This is a genomic window from Acetobacter oryzoeni (assembly GCF_004014775.2).
GTDB classification, from domain to species: domain Bacteria; phylum Pseudomonadota; class Alphaproteobacteria; order Acetobacterales; family Acetobacteraceae; genus Acetobacter; species Acetobacter oryzoeni.
Genome location: NZ_CP042808.1, coordinates 1,818,527 through 1,835,270 on the forward strand (window position 1 = coordinate 1,818,527; position 16,744 = coordinate 1,835,270).

General features: G+C 46.9%; 10 protein-coding genes and 2 pseudogenes. 6 read left to right on the forward strand and 6 right to left on the reverse strand.

Annotated features, from left to right (window positions below):
• The first annotated feature begins 105 nt into the window (after nt 1-105).
• Nucleotides 106-3,084: an ATP-dependent DNA helicase gene (locus EOV40_RS08400; protein WP_208729121.1), complete on the forward strand. Its 2,979-nt coding sequence runs from the start codon at nt 106-108 to the stop codon at nt 3,082-3,084.
• An 18-nt stretch (nt 3,085-3,102) separates the two neighbouring features.
• Here the strand turns inward: EOV40_RS08400 and EOV40_RS08405 are convergent, their stop codons facing one another.
• Both EOV40_RS08405 and EOV40_RS08410 read right to left on the reverse strand, forming a co-directional pair.
• Nucleotides 3,103-3,306 (reverse strand): cold-shock protein, encoded by a 204-nt coding sequence (locus tag EOV40_RS08405; protein WP_003625755.1) that lies wholly within the window; start codon nt 3,304-3,306, stop codon nt 3,103-3,105.
• A gap of 143 nt (nt 3,307-3,449) precedes the next feature.
• Entirely contained in the window at nt 3,450-4,118 is a 669-nt protein-coding gene (locus EOV40_RS08410; protein ID WP_128105646.1) for a dienelactone hydrolase family protein, read from the reverse strand.
• A gap of 210 nt (nt 4,119-4,328) precedes the next feature.
• Between EOV40_RS08410 and groES the strand changes: the two genes are divergently transcribed.
• The 4 genes from groES to EOV40_RS08430 all read left to right on the forward strand — a co-directional run bounded on the left by groES (nt 4,329) and on the right by EOV40_RS08430 (nt 10,994).
• Nucleotides 4,329-4,622, forward strand: coding sequence for a co-chaperone GroES (groES, locus tag EOV40_RS08415; RefSeq protein ID WP_050820441.1), 294 nt, complete (start codon nt 4,329-4,331; stop codon nt 4,620-4,622).
• A 53-nt stretch (nt 4,623-4,675) separates the two neighbouring features.
• Nucleotides 4,676-6,316, forward strand: coding sequence for a chaperonin GroEL (gene groL, locus EOV40_RS08420; RefSeq protein WP_003625762.1), 1,641 nt, complete (start codon nt 4,676-4,678; stop codon nt 6,314-6,316).
• Between the two features lie 366 nt (nt 6,317-6,682).
• Nucleotides 6,683-8,719, forward strand: coding sequence for an HAD-IIIC family phosphatase (locus EOV40_RS08425; protein ID WP_128105647.1), 2,037 nt, complete (start codon nt 6,683-6,685; stop codon nt 8,717-8,719).
• A gap of 43 nt (nt 8,720-8,762) precedes the next feature.
• Entirely contained in the window at nt 8,763-10,994 is a 2,232-nt protein-coding gene (locus EOV40_RS08430; RefSeq protein ID WP_128105648.1) for an HAD-IIIC family phosphatase, read from the forward strand.
• Nucleotides 10,995-11,655: 661 nt separating this feature from the next.
• Here the strand turns inward: EOV40_RS08430 and EOV40_RS08440 are convergent.
• The gene (locus tag EOV40_RS08440) at nt 11,656-13,494 is read right to left on the reverse strand and encodes a glycosyltransferase family 2 protein (protein WP_128105649.1); all 1,839 of its coding nucleotides are present in this window, start codon (nt 13,492-13,494) and stop codon (nt 11,656-11,658) included.
• A gap of 136 nt (nt 13,495-13,630) precedes the next feature.
• Here EOV40_RS08440 and EOV40_RS08445 point away from each other — a divergent pair, with 136 nt between their 5' ends.
• A complete protein-coding gene (locus EOV40_RS08445) occupies nt 13,631-15,328 on the forward strand; it encodes a hypothetical protein (RefSeq protein WP_128105650.1) in 1,698 nt (565 codons plus the stop codon).
• Nucleotides 15,329-15,548: 220 nt separating this feature from the next.
• Here EOV40_RS08445 and EOV40_RS15270 read toward each other — a convergent pair.
• The 3 genes and pseudogenes from EOV40_RS15270 to EOV40_RS08455 all read right to left on the reverse strand — a co-directional run.
• Nucleotides 15,549-15,641, reverse strand: a pseudogene (locus tag EOV40_RS15270) (IS5/IS1182 family transposase); the annotation flags it as partial.
• A gap of 9 nt (nt 15,642-15,650) precedes the next feature.
• Nucleotides 15,651-15,872 (reverse strand): hypothetical protein, encoded by a 222-nt coding sequence (locus EOV40_RS08450; RefSeq protein ID WP_128105651.1) that lies wholly within the window; start codon nt 15,870-15,872, stop codon nt 15,651-15,653.
• 11 nt (nt 15,873-15,883) lie between these two features.
• Nucleotides 15,884-16,663, reverse strand: a pseudogene (locus EOV40_RS08455) (transposase).
• Between the last annotated feature and the right edge of the window lie 81 nt (nt 16,664-16,744).

Genomic DNA, 16,744 nt, shown 5'->3' on the forward strand with positions numbered 1-16,744 from the left:
TGCTCCATATTAGCTTTCAAAAAGCCTGCCTCATTAAAGTGAGGTGGGCTTTTTTGTTCTTCATATGTTGCTTTTTGATTTCTAGCTCTGGCATTCCGCGCCGGAATGGATCATCTAGTATTTATCATGCAGACATCCTTCCCCTCCGCTTACGATGCCCCAGCACTGGCTGCATATAAGGGAGCCTATTCCCTTCTTACGGAAGATGGAGAGGTTCTCCATTTGTCTGCGCAGGATGTTAGGCAAAACCTGCAAAACATGCCTAGCCCGCTTGTTATTCATGCGCCAGCATTGGCGCGGCGGTTAGATCTGCCGCCTCCGGGGCAACCTGCGCCATGGCTGGATCTGCTAGAACTGTTTGCCTTTGTGCACCCTGCCACACCTGTAGCCCCTACCCCACGCGGTTTGGCACTGGCCTTGGGGATGCAGGATGAAGACATAGGCGCGGCAGAGGCTGATCTTCTGCCTCGCCTTCTTTCTCTTCTCCTTACCAATCTGGCACGCCAGAACAACGGCGCAACAGCAGAACATCTTGCTGCTCTCACTGTAAGGTTGGGCCAAGCTGGATGGATTTGGAGCGGTACAGTTGCCGAAACCTTGGGGCTGCATGACAAACTCACCCCACAAGGCAGATTACCCGAGACAATGCTTCAGCCAGGGGATGCTCTGCGTATCTGGCGTTTTTTGCCAAAATGGGAGGAGACACCTCTTCCCCCTCCCCCAGCATCTCACCCCATTTCCCCCGTAGAGGCACGCGAGCAGCTTACCAAAATGCTGGGCGAGGATGCCGAAATCCGCGCCGGACAAGCCGACTTCGCATCAGTTGCTACAGGAGCGTTTGAGCCACGCAATGTGCGTGGAGACCCCGCCATTGTGCTGGCAGAGGCTGGCACAGGAACTGGCAAAACCTTAGGCTACATTGCTCCCGCCAGCCTTTGGGCAGAACGGAACAAGGGGGCTGTTTGGGTCAGCACCTATACACGCCACCTACAACGGCAAATTGAGCAGGAAACCCGTAGGCTCTACCCAGATCAGGCCACACACCGGCAACGCGTTGTGCTGCGCAAGGGGCGGGAAAATTATTTGTGCCTGCTGAACATGGAAGAAGCCGTTAACACTGCGGCCTCTCGCCCGGCTGGTATTACCATCGCCCTTATCATGCTGGCCCGCTGGGGCTTGGCCACCGCAGATGGAGATCTGTTTGGCGGAGACCTGCCCGGCTGGTTTGGTGATCTGTTCGGCCAAGGGAATCTGATAGGCGTGGCAGACAGGCGCGGCGAGTGTATTCACGGCGCGTGTGCCCATTATCAGAATTGCTTTGTTGAACATTCTATCCGCCGCGCGCGTGAAGCTGATCTGGTTATTGCCAACCATGCTCTTGTTATGGCGCAGGCTGCTTACGCGCAGGCAGGTATGAGTGATGATGCAGATGAAACGGATGATCCCTCTGCCCCATCCCGCTATGTATTTGATGAAGGCCATCATCTGGCCGATGCCGCAGATAGCGCCTTTTCTGCTGAACTTTCAGGGCTGGAGGCCGCCGAGCTACGGCGTTGGCTGCTGGGGGCAGAAGGCAGGCGTTCCCGCGCGCGCGGCTTAAAGCGCCGTTTGGATGATCTGGTTATTGGCCATCCTAAACTGGAAACACCCTTGGAAGCGGCGCTTATGGCAGCAACGGCCCTTCCCGCCCCCGGCTGGTCTTCACGATTAGGGCAAGAGCAGGCGGATGAACTACCGCCGCCAGAACCCCCAGAAGATATCGGGCTGTTTCCACTTGAACCAGAAGCCCCTCAGCCGGTTTTGGAAAATCCTACAGAAGTTTTTCTACGGCTCCTGCGGCAGCAGGCTTTTGCCAGAACACAGGAAGGCGGAAAACAGCACGTTTATGCTGCCCTTGAATGTGATCTGCACCCTTTGATGCCAGACTTGGCAGAAACTGGGCATCTTTTGGCCCGCGCCTTAACACGTCTTGTTGAACCTTTGCGCACCTTAGTGGAGCGCCTGCACGCACGCCTGGAAGAAGATGCCGAAACGCTGGATTCCACAACTCGCGGGCGCATAGAGGCCATGACGCGCGCCTTACGCCGCAGAGCTATCTCTCGGCTAGATGCGTGGATTGCCATGCTGAGCGCTCTGGACACACCCCCTGAGCCCGATACCACACCTTCCCACGTGCACTTTATCCGGGTTGAGCGGCGCGAAAAACAGCGCATGGGGGAGCAGGATGTGGGCCTTTATCGCCATTGGTTAGACCCCACCATTCCGTTTGCTGGCATCATGGCCATACCTGCACAGGGTATGTTGATTACATCAGCCACCTTGCGTGACCAGCAAACGAACGAACCAGATAGCGATAACGCAGAACAGGCATGGGAAGCCGCCGAGGCACGCACCGGGGCTAATCACTTTCCCTCACCTCCTCTGCGTGCCAGTCTGGCCAGCCCGTTTGATTATGCCCGCCAGACGCGCGCCTATATTGTAACGGACATAGACAACAGCAGCATTGTTGATCTGGCAGCCGCATTCCGCACGCTTTTCTTAGCCTCTGGCGGTGGGGGCTTGGGGCTATTTACGGCCATTTCCCGCTTGCGCGGTGTGTACGATCGTATTGCGCCTACATTGGAAGAAAACGGTCTACCGCTTTACGCCCAGCATGTAGATGCGATGGACAACAATACGCTGGTCGATATTTTTCGGACAGAAGAACACGCCTGCCTGCTAGGCACGGATGCCATGCGCGATGGCGTGGATGTGCCCGGAAATGCGCTACGGCTGGTGGCCTTTGAGCGTGTGCCGTGGCCCCGGCCAGATATTCTGCATCGTGAACGCCGGATTCACCTTTCTGGAGGTGACCCGAAATCTTTTGATGAACGGATTGCACGCCTGCGGTTACGCCAGGCCTTTGGTCGGCTTATTCGCCGTCAGTCTGATCGCGGGGTCTTTGTCTTGTTAGACAGACGCACCCCTACCCGCTTGCTCAGTGCTTTTCCCGAAGGGGTGGAAGTTCGCCGCCTTGGGTTAGCTGATACAGCACGAGAACTTGCTGCCTTTTTGGCAGATACAGAAAGGGCCGATCAAAACTGATCGGCCCTGCCTGAAAAATCAATCTACTTTCAGATTGGTTGCAGCCTGCTTGCCGCGTTCTTCAACCAGATCGAAAGAAACTTTCTGTCCGTCATTCAGGCCACGCAAACCCGCTGCCTGTACTGCGGTAATATGCACGAACACATCTTTACCGCCATCATCTGGGGCAATAAAGCCATAACCCTTGGTGGCGTTAAACCATTTTACTGTACCGGTCGGCATGAGCGGGATAGTCCTTGTTCTTCTCAACGTTTTGTCCTGCTGCACACCGTGTGCGGTTCAGGATATACCCCATCCCCCCATGACCAGCCGCAATTGTCAATCATAATTCGCTAACCGACCACAGCTAGGACAGGGAAATAGGCCTACGGATTCATGTTGCTTTTCAGGAAATCAATGCTGCGTTCCTGCGCTTCCTGATAAGCTTTGGCATTAAAAGAGCTTCTTTCCGAACAACCAAATCCGTGCCCTGCATCGTCGTACACGTAAAGTTCAACTTCCGGATGCGCCTGCCGAATAGCTGCAATATCGGTATGCGGGATACTTGCATCCTGTTCACCAAAATGGAGCTGTACCGGGCAGCGCGGAGTCTCGTTCCGGCTGGCGGCAATACCGCCCCCATACCAGCCAACAGCAGCCGCAAAATCATCTGTTCTGCATGCAGCTTCCCAAGCCAGTGTACCACCCCAGCAATAACCGATAATGCCGACTTTACGAGGCTTGAGCACTGAGGCGGCAGCCTGAATATCCAGTAATGTTTTGGCAAGCGGGATCTGCGCCCGCAATGCCAGGCCCTCTTTCACGCCTTCTGCGGAATAATCCAGTTCCGCCCCACGCTGTACGCGGTCAAACAAGGCCGGCGCAATCACGTGGAATCCTGCCTTGGCAAAGTTTTCGCATACCTGCCGGATATGGTGGTTCACACCAAAAATTTCCTGAAGCACCACAAGTGTGTAAGGATGATGGCTACCTTCGGTTTCCCATGCGGAAAACTCATGTCCGTCCGCAGCCTGAAGTGTTGTGATATGACCCATATGAGCACCTCCTATGTGCTCTCAGGTTACAGCAAAAAGAAACTTTATCCACATTCCTTGACTCTGCCTTTGGGCAGACCTATCTCCTTTTCTGGCACTCCCGGGGTGGGAGTGCTAACGTAACGCGGCGTTATGTTACGCGCGACAAAGCGGATGGGGCTGCTTTCTGTTAAGGGCACCATCCCAAAAATGAATGTGGAGCGATCCATAATGACGAAGTTTCGTCCCTTACACGACCGGGTAGTTGTCCGTCGCCTCGAAGGCGAACAGAAGACCGCTGGCGGGATCATTATTCCTGACACAGCTCAGGAAAAGCCTATGGAAGGCGAAGTGATTGCTGTTGGTCCGGGTGCCCGGAATGAACAGGGCCAGATTGTGGCGCTTGATGTTAAGGCTGGTGACCGCGTCCTGTTCGGCAAATGGTCCGGCACGGAAGTGAAGATCGACGGCGAAGAGCTGCTGATCATGAAGGAAAGCGACATCATGGGCGTGGTAACCGCCTAATTTTGCGCTGATCCGCATTTTAATTTCAGAACGATCTTCACAGGAGAAATTCAATGGCTGCCAAAGACGTAAAGTTTGGTGCAGACGCACGCCAGCGCATGCTGCGCGGTGTGGATATTCTGGCTGACGCTGTAAAAGTAACGCTGGGCCCCAAAGGCCGTAACGTGGTGCTGGACAAGAGCTTTGGTGCTCCCCGCATTACCAAGGACGGTGTTTCCGTTGCCAAGGAAATCGAACTGGCTGACAAGTTCGAAAACATGGGCGCTCAGATGCTGCGTGAAGTAGCATCCAAAACCAATGACATTGCTGGTGACGGCACCACAACGGCTACGGTTCTGGCTCAGGCTATTGTGCGTGAAGGCCATAAGGCAGTTGCTGCTGGCATGAACCCGATGGATCTGAAGCGCGGGATCGACAAGGCTGTTGCCGTTGTTATCGAAGAGCTGAAGAAGAACGCCAAGAAAGTGACCACCCCGGCGGAAACCGCTCAGGTTGGTACGATTTCTGCAAACGGTGAATCTGAAATCGGTCAGATGATCTCCGAAGCCATGCAGAAAGTTGGCTCCGAAGGCGTGATCACGGTTGAAGAAGCCAAGCACTTCCAGACAGAACTGGATGTTGTTGAAGGCATGCAGTTTGACCGCGGCTACATCTCTCCGTACTTCGTGACGAACCCGGAAAAGATGACAGCAGATCTGGAAAACCCCTACATCCTGATCCATGAAAAGAAGCTGTCTTCCCTGCAGCCCATGCTGCCGCTGCTGGAATCTGTTGTTCAGTCCGGCCGTCCGCTGCTGATCATTGCAGAAGACGTTGACGGTGAAGCTCTGGCAACTCTGGTTGTCAACAAGCTGCGTGGTGGCCTGAAAATTGCTGCTGTTAAGGCTCCGGGCTTTGGTGATCGCCGCAAAGCTATGCTGGAAGACATTGCTATCCTTACGGGTGGTCAGGTCATCAGCGAAGATCTGGGCATCAAGCTGGAAACCGTTACCCTGAACATGCTTGGCACCGCCAAGAAGGTGCACATCGACAAAGAAAACACCACCATTGTTGATGGTGCTGGCAAAGCCGATGACATCAAGGGTCGCGTCAAGCAGATCCGTGCACAGATCGAAGAAACCTCTTCCGACTACGACCGCGAAAAACTGCAGGAACGTCTGGCCAAACTGGCTGGCGGCGTTGCCGTGATCCGCGTTGGTGGTTCCACCGAAGTGGAAGTAAAAGAACGCAAAGACCGCGTTGACGATGCCCTGCATGCAACCCGCGCTGCTGTGGAAGAAGGCATTGTTCCGGGTGGTGGCACGGCTCTAGCCCGCGCTACGCTGAAGCTGGAAGGCCTGCACTACCACAACGATGACCAGCGCGTTGGTGGGGACATCATCCGCCGCGCTCTGCAGGCTCCTCTGCGCCAGATCGCTCACAACGCTGGTGAAGACGGTGCTGTGATTGCAAACAAGGTGCTGGAAAACAGCGACTACAACTTCGGGTTCGACGCTCAGGCTGGCGAATACAAGAACCTGGTTGAAGCCGGTATTATCGACCCGGCCAAGGTTGTCCGCACGGCTCTGCAGGACGCAGCATCTGTTGCTGGCCTGCTGATCACCACGGAAGCCATGGTTGCTGAACGCCCGGAAAAGAAAGCTGCTCCGGCTGGCGGCCCTGACATGGGTGGTATGGGTGGCATGGACTTCTAAGTCCTTTCAACCCATCGATACGGCAATAAACTTGCCGTATCACCAGTTTCAAGAAAACTGCTCTCTGAAAAGAGGGCAGTTTTTTTTTGCAACTTTCGGTCTCTACTGAATTACAGTATACTAATTGTAATATCGATAATATGAAGAAATTAGTTTAGATGAGAGGTAACCGTGGCAGTTGATTTTAAGGTAACCAAAGCATTACTTGAATCCACAGCATGGACTTGGGGACCTCTTAACCATCCCCCTCTCACGACTTCTCTTCGATTTGGATCTGATGGTCTCATCAAAGATTACACACATACCAACGAACATTCATGGAAATTGACTGGAGATCTTTTAGAGATTTTCGATATCCATGGGAAAATGATCTGGAAATTTGAAGGAATATTTAACAATCAGGACTCTATTACCCTGATCAGTTTTCCTCATAACGATCCGAAATGGGGGGTTTTCTTCGCGCTTCAGGCAGAAAAAGCAAACATTCCGCCTCAGCTTGTTTTAATGAGCGAACTCCCTGCTCCCTCCCTTCCGGTAGAGCCTAAACCAGCTATTTCGGCACAGCCTAAGAAATCTACTGCTCCAGCTCCCGCGCCCAAGAAGCCTAGTTCTGCTAAAAAAGATCATGCGTCTTCTTCTACTCAGGCAAAGGAAGAAGGCATTCGGCTTGTTATCTGGGATTTGGATGACACCTTCTGGAAAGGCACTCTCTCTGAAGGGGAAATCTCCCCCATTCAGCGCAATATTGATATTGTAAAAACATTAAATGGCCGAGGCATTGTAAATGCCATTTGCTCACGCAATACGTTTGAGGACGTTAAGGCGCGCCTAGAACAGCTTGGTATATGGGACGATTTTGTTTTCCCACGTATTTCATGGGGCCCAAAAGGACCGCTGGTTAAGGACATTATCGAAAAAATCCAGCTTCGCCCAGAAACAGTGATGTTCATTGATGATAACGTTACAAATCTGAACGAAGCCAAGCATTTTGTGCCAGAACTTAACGTGGCTGAACCCGATGTTCTGGAAACCTTGCTGGATAATCCACGATTTAAAGGCAAACCAGACCCAGAGCATAGCCGCCTCAAGCGCTATCAGGTTCTGGAATCTAAGCACAAGGATATGGCTGCCACTGACGGCGATAATGAAGCTTTCTTGCGTAAAAGCGATATTCGCGTCAGCTTCCATTCCGATATTGAAGCCGAGTTCCCGCGTATTCATGATCTTGTGAACCGGACAAACCAGCTCAATTTCACCAAGAACCGGTGGCCAGAAGATATTGAAGAAGCACGCCTGCGCTTTAGAGAAGAAGTGGAAGCCGATTTTGATACAGATGTTGGCTATGTAAAAGTTGCCGATGCCTACGGGAACTACGGCATTTGTGGATTTTACCTTTCACGCAAGGATGAATTTCTGCACTTCCTGTTCTCCTGCCGCACAATGAACATGGGGGTAGAACAGTTTGTATGGCAGAAGTTGGGGAAACGCCGCGTGCCTATTCAAGGCAAAGTAGGCTCCAAACTTGAAGATCCGATTGTTGACTGGATTAAAGTTGTTGAAGATGTAGATGCTTCAACGGAAACATCATCAGCCTCTGCAAAGCGCCTGAAAGTGTGTATTCGCGGCGCATGCGATATGATGATGACCTCCAATTTCTTGCGTACAAAAGTCGATACGCTTGAAGAGCTGAACTACGCCTACGAAGGTTGGGAAATTATCGCCTCCCCTCGCTTTGTTGCCCTCACGCGTGATCTGAAAGACGATCGGAACAGGGAAATTATTGCGCATCTTCCTGGCATGCCTGATGGACGCTTTAAAACCGATATTCTTGAAGAAACATCAGATGTGTATGTTCTGTCTTTTTCTCAGGAATCTTTCCACGGCCTTTATCAGTCCAAAACCACAGGCATGATTGTGCCAATGGGCCATTTTGGCCTGCCCTATCATCTGCCTGGTGGGCCGAAAGATAAGTTTGATTACACGTCTGTTTCCTACGATGATCTTGTGAATAAATATGGCGTAGAACACGTCTCGCAAGAACAGTGGGACTTCTTTAGAAAAGAATTTGTTTTCCTGGGTGGTTTTAACAAAAATCTGTTCTTGAAAGATTTGCGTTATATTTTCAATCGCATGATGGCCGCGCAAAAGAAAGTTATCATCATTGGGCTAAATCAGGCTGTTGGGCGCGATCATAAGCTTTTGGAATTTTTTGCTGAAATCAATTCCATTGTGCGCCCTCTGGCTGAAAAATATAAGTTTGATTACATTGATGTAAACGATATCGTTCGGTCTGAAGATGATTTAGCGAAAGATGGCATGTTTGGCGGAGCTCATTTTGACCGTCCAGCCTACAAAACAATATCAGATAAAATTCTCTCTCTGTTACCTACGTCTGCGGCGTAAAGTATCACCATAAATTCCACTATCAAGGCACCTCGAGACTATCATGATAGAAACTAAGACTTTTCGCGGGCAATCTACCATTCTGTCACCGCAACTTACTGAAATGACTTGGACTTTTGGTGCGGAAGGACAGTTTCCTCTCACGACAACTCTCAAACTTACTCCTGATGGAAAGATTGTTGGTTATTCTCATCCCAATGAATCTTTCTGGAGAATAGAAAACCACAAACTCCTGCTTCTAAAAGAAAATGGAGAACTGATGTGGCGTGCCGCAAAGGTTGTTAAAAATCAGGACGGCCTTCTAACAATGTTGTTAGACACGCCTGAAGATCCAAATACACATTTTATATTGCAGCAAAATCCGGCCAATAGCGCGCCAATACCAGCGCCAGAACAGGCTTCTGCCGGGTCTGCTATGCCAGCACCTGCACCTGCTCAAGCACAGCCTTCTGGCATTCCTGATGCAGAATACCTTTTCCCTGCCGATCTAGAAGTAACACCAACAAAAGTTAAAAAGGTGCTGCTCATTGGTTCATGCTTGACTGCGCTTTACCTGGAACAGTTTCAGAAACGCTACCCAGCCACTGCCTTTGATTACGTTCCCTATAACTTTGTGAGCGTGCTGCCTCCTGCTCCTCCAGCTCCTGTTGGAGAATATGACTTCCAATACATCCAGATCCCCCTACGCTCTGTCATAACAGATCGTATCATATGGGGCTTCCGCTTTAATGAAGCGGGGTTTGCAAATACACTCTTGCAAGATGCTTTTGCTGTTATTGATGTCATGCTGGATGCAGCAATGGTCTATAATAAACAGCATGGGCTGTTGGCCTTTGTATCCAACTTCATTGTGCCGCAGATGAACAGCGCTTCCAGCATACACGGGCGCGGTAGCATGAACGATATTGCTGCCCTTGTACGCCGGCTCAATGAATATCTCAGCTCAAAAGTTGCCGAATATAATAACGCGTACCTTGTAGATATAGATGCTGTTGCCAGTTCTATCGGAAAGCGATTTGTGCTGGATGATATGATCTACTTCTACTCTCATGGTGCTGTGGCATATCAAGATTGGGATGATTTTGGATCCATTGCCAGAAATGAGCCCATTCCCCCGCTGGAACAGTCTTACCCCATTAAAAGAGATGCTTTTGTAGATGCGGTTTTCCGCCAAGCCGTGTGCACTTACCGCAGCGTAAAGCAGATTGATCAGGTTAAGGCCGTTATATTCGATCTGGATAATACATTGTGGCGTGGGCAGATTGCCGAACACTACCGCCCAGAAGCACGCCCATGGCCCCGTACGGATGGCTGGCCCTTGGGAATATGGGAAACAATCCACCACCTACGCGCGCGTGGTATCTTGGTCGCTATCTGCTCCAAAAATGATTATGACTATGTAAAAGAAAGATGGGCAGACGTTGTTGATCCAAACTTTGTTTCACTAGATGATTTTGCATCGGTGAAAATCAACTGGACCCCGAAAGCGCAAAATATTTCTGAAATCTGCAAAGAATTCAACATTAAGCCCAAAAGTGTTGTGTTTGTAGATGATAACCCTGTTGAGCGCGCTGCTGTTACATCTGCCTTCCCCGAAATCAGAGCTATTGGGGGTAACCCTTATCTTACCCGCCGCATTCTTTTGTGGGCTGCTGAAACACAGGTGGCGCGCCTTACAGAGGAATCCAGCCGTCGGGAAGAAATGATCCGTAGCCAGATAGACCGTGAAGAAACACGCTCGTCTATGGACAGAGATGACTTTCTGGCCTCTCTTAACTGCGAGGTTAGCTTTACGATCATTACCAACACGGACCAGCCAGAATTTGGCCGCGCCCTGGAACTGACCAACAAGACCAACCAGTTCAATACAACTGGCAAGCGTTGGTCTTTTGAAGAAGTTGCCGATTTCCTGAAAGCAGGCGGGAAGCTCCTGTGCTTCCGCGTAAAAGATAGATTCACCGACTACGGGCTAGTAGGTGTTCTCTATGTCAAGGGCACAGAGATTGTTCAATACGTTATGAGTTGCCGTGTGTTGGGCATGGAAATTGAAGAATTTGTTGTTGCCGAAGCTGTACAACTCCTCCGTTCAGATCATAATGGTAACGTAGATATTATCGCACTGCTTAAAGAAACTCCTGACAACACTCCATGCCGAGAAGTATATTTACGTACTGGATTCCGAGAACTTTTATCATCTAACAATATGAGAACTTTTGTCTTGGACAGTGATGAAGTTCCATTCATACCGTTGCACATTACAAAAAATACTAAATAAAAATATTATTATACATGGAGGGTTAAAACTCTCCATGTACTTACGTATTATTTAATAATGTTTATGAATTTATATATTTTTATTATTTTTCTCTTTTCATCTAATTTGAGAATAATTGAGGGTTACTTTTGATGTAAAAACAAGTCTTGCTTATCTAAGCAACGACATAGGTATCCTACCCTTTAATCCGATGCTTAATGTGCAAGCACCTCCCTCAGGCTACTAGCTGCTCTGCGATCAAGACCCGATGGGTCTACGAACAGACGCACCAGCAACTTAAAGGGGAACTTGGACCTTGATCACTTTGAAGGGCGATCATGAACCGACACGCACTGATGTCATGATGGCCTACGCCTTTTTCCAGTGCCGGCACTTCACAGTGGTCGGGCGGAAAAAAGAGTCACCGCCCCACTTCTACAGCCTATCCTGCCAGCAATACGACAGGCCTCCCTTGATCGCATCCTGCGACTACCCACCGGGCAATGTCCGCATTGTAGAAACCTTCTATGCCAGACCGCAAAACGCATTCTGCCAAAGTAGTGCTAGTAGCCGACCGAGTTCCACTAAAAACACAGTCCGTTAGCGTTACAGAGACACATCAAATGACCGACGATGTTCAATAGACTTCAATATAAACTTCCTCGATCTCGCGACCTCTGTGTTATTTCTCCAACATAGAAAGCATTTTTATCTGGTTTTCTCCCAAAAATTCTTTTCTTTGGGAGATTTTTTGCAACAAGGTATCAAGTTTATTTTTGAAGATATCTACATTGATTGATATTTCATATTTCACTGTAGGAATCGATAACATTTTTTCATATTCTTCATAAAAATGATCACGTAAAAAAGATATATCTGGGAATGACAAACTATCAGATGTAACTGTATTCTCCGCTTCAAAATGTTCTAAAAACCATGTTACTAGTATTTCATTGAAAGACGTATTTAAAAAGTCAGTATTCTTGGGGTGATCGCCACGATTGCGAGCAGACTTCCAAATAAATTCTTCTATAGACTTAAAATAGTAGTGATAAATGACTGCAAAACGTGAATCCGGTGCGTCATTCAGATGCTTTCCTAAAGGTCCATGTTTTTCTTCATTTTGTCGTGTCTTAAGCAGATTACCCACACTATTACGTCTGATAAACGAATAATTATCAAATTCCACTGGAAAATGAGGATAAGATTTTGCAGCCTTCGCCGGACGAAAAATTGTTTTTAATTTTTCATGCTCCAGAAATCCTTTATTTGAAAATCTATCAAAATAAGGCTCTTCACTCCAAGTTATTTGTTTATTACTTCCTATGTTAATCCAGTCAAAAGCAACGGTATCAACCTGCTTTTTTTCTAAAAATTCGAAATAAGATTTGAGATCCTTAAATTGTTTTTTATCATAAACAAATAACTCATCCAAATCTACGATTAAAACCCAACGGTAATTTAATATCTGTGGTAAAAAACTCAACGCGTGTGCATAAGCTTTACCTTGAACATTTACACCATCTTTGGATACCGTTTCAAAGAATTCCAAGTAATCTTCTTGCTCTAAAGATGAAAGAATACCTCTCGAGTTATCTTCGCAATCATTAATATAGAGATAAATACCATCAAATCCAATTGATTTGTAATAAGAAACCCATTCTGCCAAATAAATTCCTTCATTTCGGGCAGTTGCTAACACACAGAAATCATGCGTAGGCTTGACCAGTGCACGTATCGTGCGCACAATCGTTTCGGTAGCAGAGGCAGATCGCGTGCCATAACCATCGAACGGAACAATTTCGTCACTAAGAAAATCAAAGTCTTTACCTACAATATAGGATGTAGGTTTTGTATTTCGGTTATTTAGCCAGGTTGTTAACGGTTTCAGGCCAAACGAACTCCAAATCGACTGATCCTGATCACAGATAATATTAACCCACTCAGTATCTCTTGAAATGTGAGAGCATATTTGTTCCAATTCTTCTAATTTAATATGTCTGATATGTGCAAAAAATCCTAAGATAATAGATTTTTTTTCTTGCTCACTGGATAATTCTGAAAAGCACGAATAATTTTCCAAAAAATTCTCTATGGAGTGCACGACCTCAACAACATATTTCTTTTCCGCAATACAAGAATATTCAATTTTTCGTAATGTAAAGAGCTCCCACTCTTGCATATTACGTGCTTCAAAAGTCAACCAACCCCAATCAACACTCGTCAGAAAAAAACCATTAGACACATCGGTAAATGCAACTTGGTTAACATTTGCGTAAAAAACATTGAGTGAATAAACACACTCCCCAAAAGGGTCATCTGCGCAAAATACTTTTCTTTTACTTTCTGGTATTATATAACCAATATTCTGATTGCGACTTGAAATAAAAAGGAAAACATCGCTACAATCCTTATTGTCTTTTTTAGGCGCTAACGTTCCATCGGTATTAAGGCCTATCTCTCGCCCAAAATGATCAATTATCTTATAAAAATTTTCCATTGCTTTTCCTTCAAAAGTCATTAAATATACCAATTTTTAAATACATAATCTTAAATTTGAAATCAAGATTTTTTATTTCAACTGTTCTTTCTTTTATGATTTGAAAGAGTTGGTGAAAAATCTTCAGGAAAACACTTTTGATAAGAAGGAAGCTTAAATGCTATTAAATTTTTTCTCCTATCGGAAGATAAAAAACGATATATTTTTAGGATTATCTTTTTTTTTATTTTCCTACTCCTTATGTGAAGCACAAGACTTTTCATCTATTTATGATCACCCCAAACATCTGCTGAATTTAGGTGATGTCTTCAATCAGAATAACATTAATGCGGATTCAATACAGAAATTTTACGATGATTTACCAGATGGTTCCGTCGTTGAGATTCCAAAATATTTATCTTGGAATGGGTATATACCCAAACCAGAACCTCAAAAACGTATCTCGTGGATTTTCGATGACAAAATTAGTGGCTGGTGGCCAGCCCCTGCTGGGGACGGTGATTTGTCAATACAATACAATAGTGGCTTAGAAGTTAGCTCACGTTTCTTAAAAAATAAACACTTTTTATATCCAGCAGATTTTTTCCTCTGGAACGATGATCCTAATTTTCTTGGACCATGGAACTACCATTGGCAACAATATTCACCCGCCAATTTCAGAGCCATTAGTGGTCCCGTCAGTTCTGGAAATACCAGTGCGATTACTGCTAGTTTGAATTCTTACGGTCAAAATCCTAGTGCTTCATATGATGTAGGTCTTTCTCTTAATATGAGCAAGTATGGGCAAAACTCCAACTGGGGACTTGTGATTGATCAGACAGATTTTTCAGCAAAATCACCAGGAGCATTCGCTCAGTGGAATGAATATGACGTATGGGCAAATGGTAGTGATATTCAAACGTGGGATCCTAATTATGGTCTTCCTCAGGCAGGTCACAGGTCTATCTTCTTCATTAATGCTCATCATTTAGGGTGGCCAGACTGGAAACCTCTTACCCCGATTAAAGTTGATCCTCTTATTCAAGGATCTCTACCTGTGCCTAAAGTTATTAATACGACAGCACCAGATCATCAGCAATATATATGGTATGCAATATCTTCGGGGACTACTGGGACAAATCCCCCCTTATTTCCAGCTCCAGCTAAAATTGTCGCCACATTGCATCATAGCATTATGAAAGTTACAAAGATCGTTTCTGGCAACATTAACGCGGGCGATTATATCACAGGCTCTCTACCTGTTACGCCTGTAAAAATCAACAAACAGATAAGAGGAATAAAAGGAAAAGAAGGATTGTATGAACTTGAAAATTTTTCAGGCGAAATTGATAATCTTCAGCCTTTTTATGTTGCTCCTCGAATATATGACAATGATGTCATATGGCAATTTGGTGAAGAACTGAACATGACAGTTTCATCTGGGATTTTTTTCAGCGGTGGGGATACATACGATACAATTCTTGCGGTCGATAAAAACAATACCGTATCAAATGCCATTATTGATTCTACATTAGCGACATTAGCTAAAGAAGCAGCCGTTTTAAGAATGAGTAAGGGACAGTCAATCGATTTTAGTAGTAATGGAGCCCTAGATCATCGTAATAATCATACTTTAGATTATGATAATGGTGCGCTCAATTACAAAGTTTCTGGGAAAACCGTTTTTTCCATTAGCGATAATGGGCAAATAAAATCGCAAGCACCTGCAACACTCCCCCTTTTCTCACGACGTGAGATTCTGGTATTCCCATTTCCTAAAAAGGGAATGGAAATATATGATACGGATGACGATGCTATAGCTATTTATACAGGAAAAGATTGGAAATTATTATCCCTTTCTAAAATACCTTCTTAAGCATAATTTTGATAAACGGGAGTTTTATTTTGAATATACTTGGTCGATTTCGTTATTCTTCTCATGAAGAAATGGAAAAACGTCGCAGAAAAAGTTTTTCTGTATTTAATAAAGTTCTACCCCTCTGAACTAATTGAGAAGTAAAAGTCGTGCTCATACTGAGATATATTTCGACAGAAACTTGGAGATTTTTTTTCGGAAATGCGAAGGATCTACAATCGAAAAACCGTTCAATGATGTTTCGTTGTTTATAAAGCGGGAATAGGGTTTTACGGGGATTGCGTCTGTTTTTTCTTGAAGGAATAACCGGTGTGATCTATCGTTATTCACGCTTTTCAATGAGCGGATCGGCTTCATCAAGCAGTGGCTCTGCTTCAGTGATGTCGGTCCTTTGTTCAGGCATCAGAGAAAGCATCACAATCTGGAGGGATCGAAGAACCGTTGATTGATGCGCCTTTTTTTGGATTTTGGGCTTTTGGCGTTTTGATTGATGGTTGCCGTGGTGGCATTCGATCTGCGTTTTGAGCAGATCGGAAGGTGCCATCCACTGGATTGCTATGCTGTGGCGCTGATCCGCTCCATGAAGAAGAAGCGGCGCATGTTGTAGACAATATTAGCTAGCCCGCCCCTCATTGCGGCCCGGGTGATGCCTACTATCCAGATGAACAGTCCCGTTTGTGACTTTTGACCGGCAAAGAGGTGCTCAACGCGGGATCGAATCACCGACTTTCCAGAATTTGATTTCTGGACATGCCGGAGCGTGGGCTTGAGATGTGGTTTTTCCTGTGAACTTTCGAGACAAATCCTGCTTTTCCATGAAGTCTTCATTAGCCTCTAAACGATACGCCGTGTCTGCCCACACCGTTGAGGCTGTATTGGTTTTATACAGAAGTCCCTCTCTCTCTCGCGCTCCATCACTGGTGGCGGCATCGGTTGTTTTCCATTTGCGGATCAGACGAAACTTCCGGTCGATGGAAACATGCGATTTGCCGCCAAAGAACGGGATGGCGAGATCCGTTGCGGGAATCGTTTCGTCATCCTGATGCTTCGCTTTGGTAAACTTCAGTGCCCAGCGCGCATGAAGGAGAGACGGTCGTTGATCTGGTATTCCGTCCGTTCGTCGGAGAGATTGTTCAGGGGCTGGATGACCAGAATTTTAAACATCAGCACTGGATCAAACGGTGGACGCCCGCCTCTCCCGTCCGAATACACCCGTATCTTGTCCAGGTCAGGGCGGCACACTTCAAAATCCACAGTCCGAAAAAACGCTTCGAGTTGGCCACCAAGCCCACTCAGCCGAGCAAGCCGCTCTTCATCATCTATCCTTCCAATCAACGCAGAAGAAATGGAATCACAGAGCAGGTCTCAAAACTAGAGAGTTTTTCGACCCCTCCACCTTCGCGACCTGGGAGAGGA

What these genes read in the sequence shown, in the direction of transcription:
- EOV40_RS08400 (WP_208729121.1), top strand. Translation starts at nt 106, where the DNA reads ATGGATCATCTAGTATTTATCATGCAGACATCCTTCCCCTCCGCTTAC.
- EOV40_RS08405 (WP_003625755.1), bottom strand. Translation starts at nt 3,306, where the DNA reads ATGCCGACCGGTACAGTAAAATGGTTTAACGCCACCAAGGGTTATGGC.
- EOV40_RS08410 (WP_128105646.1), bottom strand. Translation starts at nt 4,118, where the DNA reads ATGGGTCATATCACAACACTTCAGGCTGCGGACGGACATGAGTTTTCC.
- groES (WP_050820441.1), top strand. Translation starts at nt 4,329, where the DNA reads ATGACGAAGTTTCGTCCCTTACACGACCGGGTAGTTGTCCGTCGCCTC.
- groL (WP_003625762.1), top strand. Translation starts at nt 4,676, where the DNA reads ATGGCTGCCAAAGACGTAAAGTTTGGTGCAGACGCACGCCAGCGCATG.
- EOV40_RS08425 (WP_128105647.1), top strand. Translation starts at nt 6,683, where the DNA reads ATGATCTGGAAATTTGAAGGAATATTTAACAATCAGGACTCTATTACC.
- EOV40_RS08430 (WP_128105648.1), top strand. Translation starts at nt 8,763, where the DNA reads ATGATAGAAACTAAGACTTTTCGCGGGCAATCTACCATTCTGTCACCG.
- EOV40_RS08440 (WP_128105649.1), bottom strand. Translation starts at nt 13,494, where the DNA reads ATGACTTTTGAAGGAAAAGCAATGGAAAATTTTTATAAGATAATTGAT.
- EOV40_RS08445 (WP_128105650.1), top strand. Translation starts at nt 13,631, where the DNA reads ATGCTATTAAATTTTTTCTCCTATCGGAAGATAAAAAACGATATATTT.
- EOV40_RS08450 (WP_128105651.1), bottom strand. Translation starts at nt 15,872, where the DNA reads ATGGCACCTTCCGATCTGCTCAAAACGCAGATCGAATGCCACCACGGC.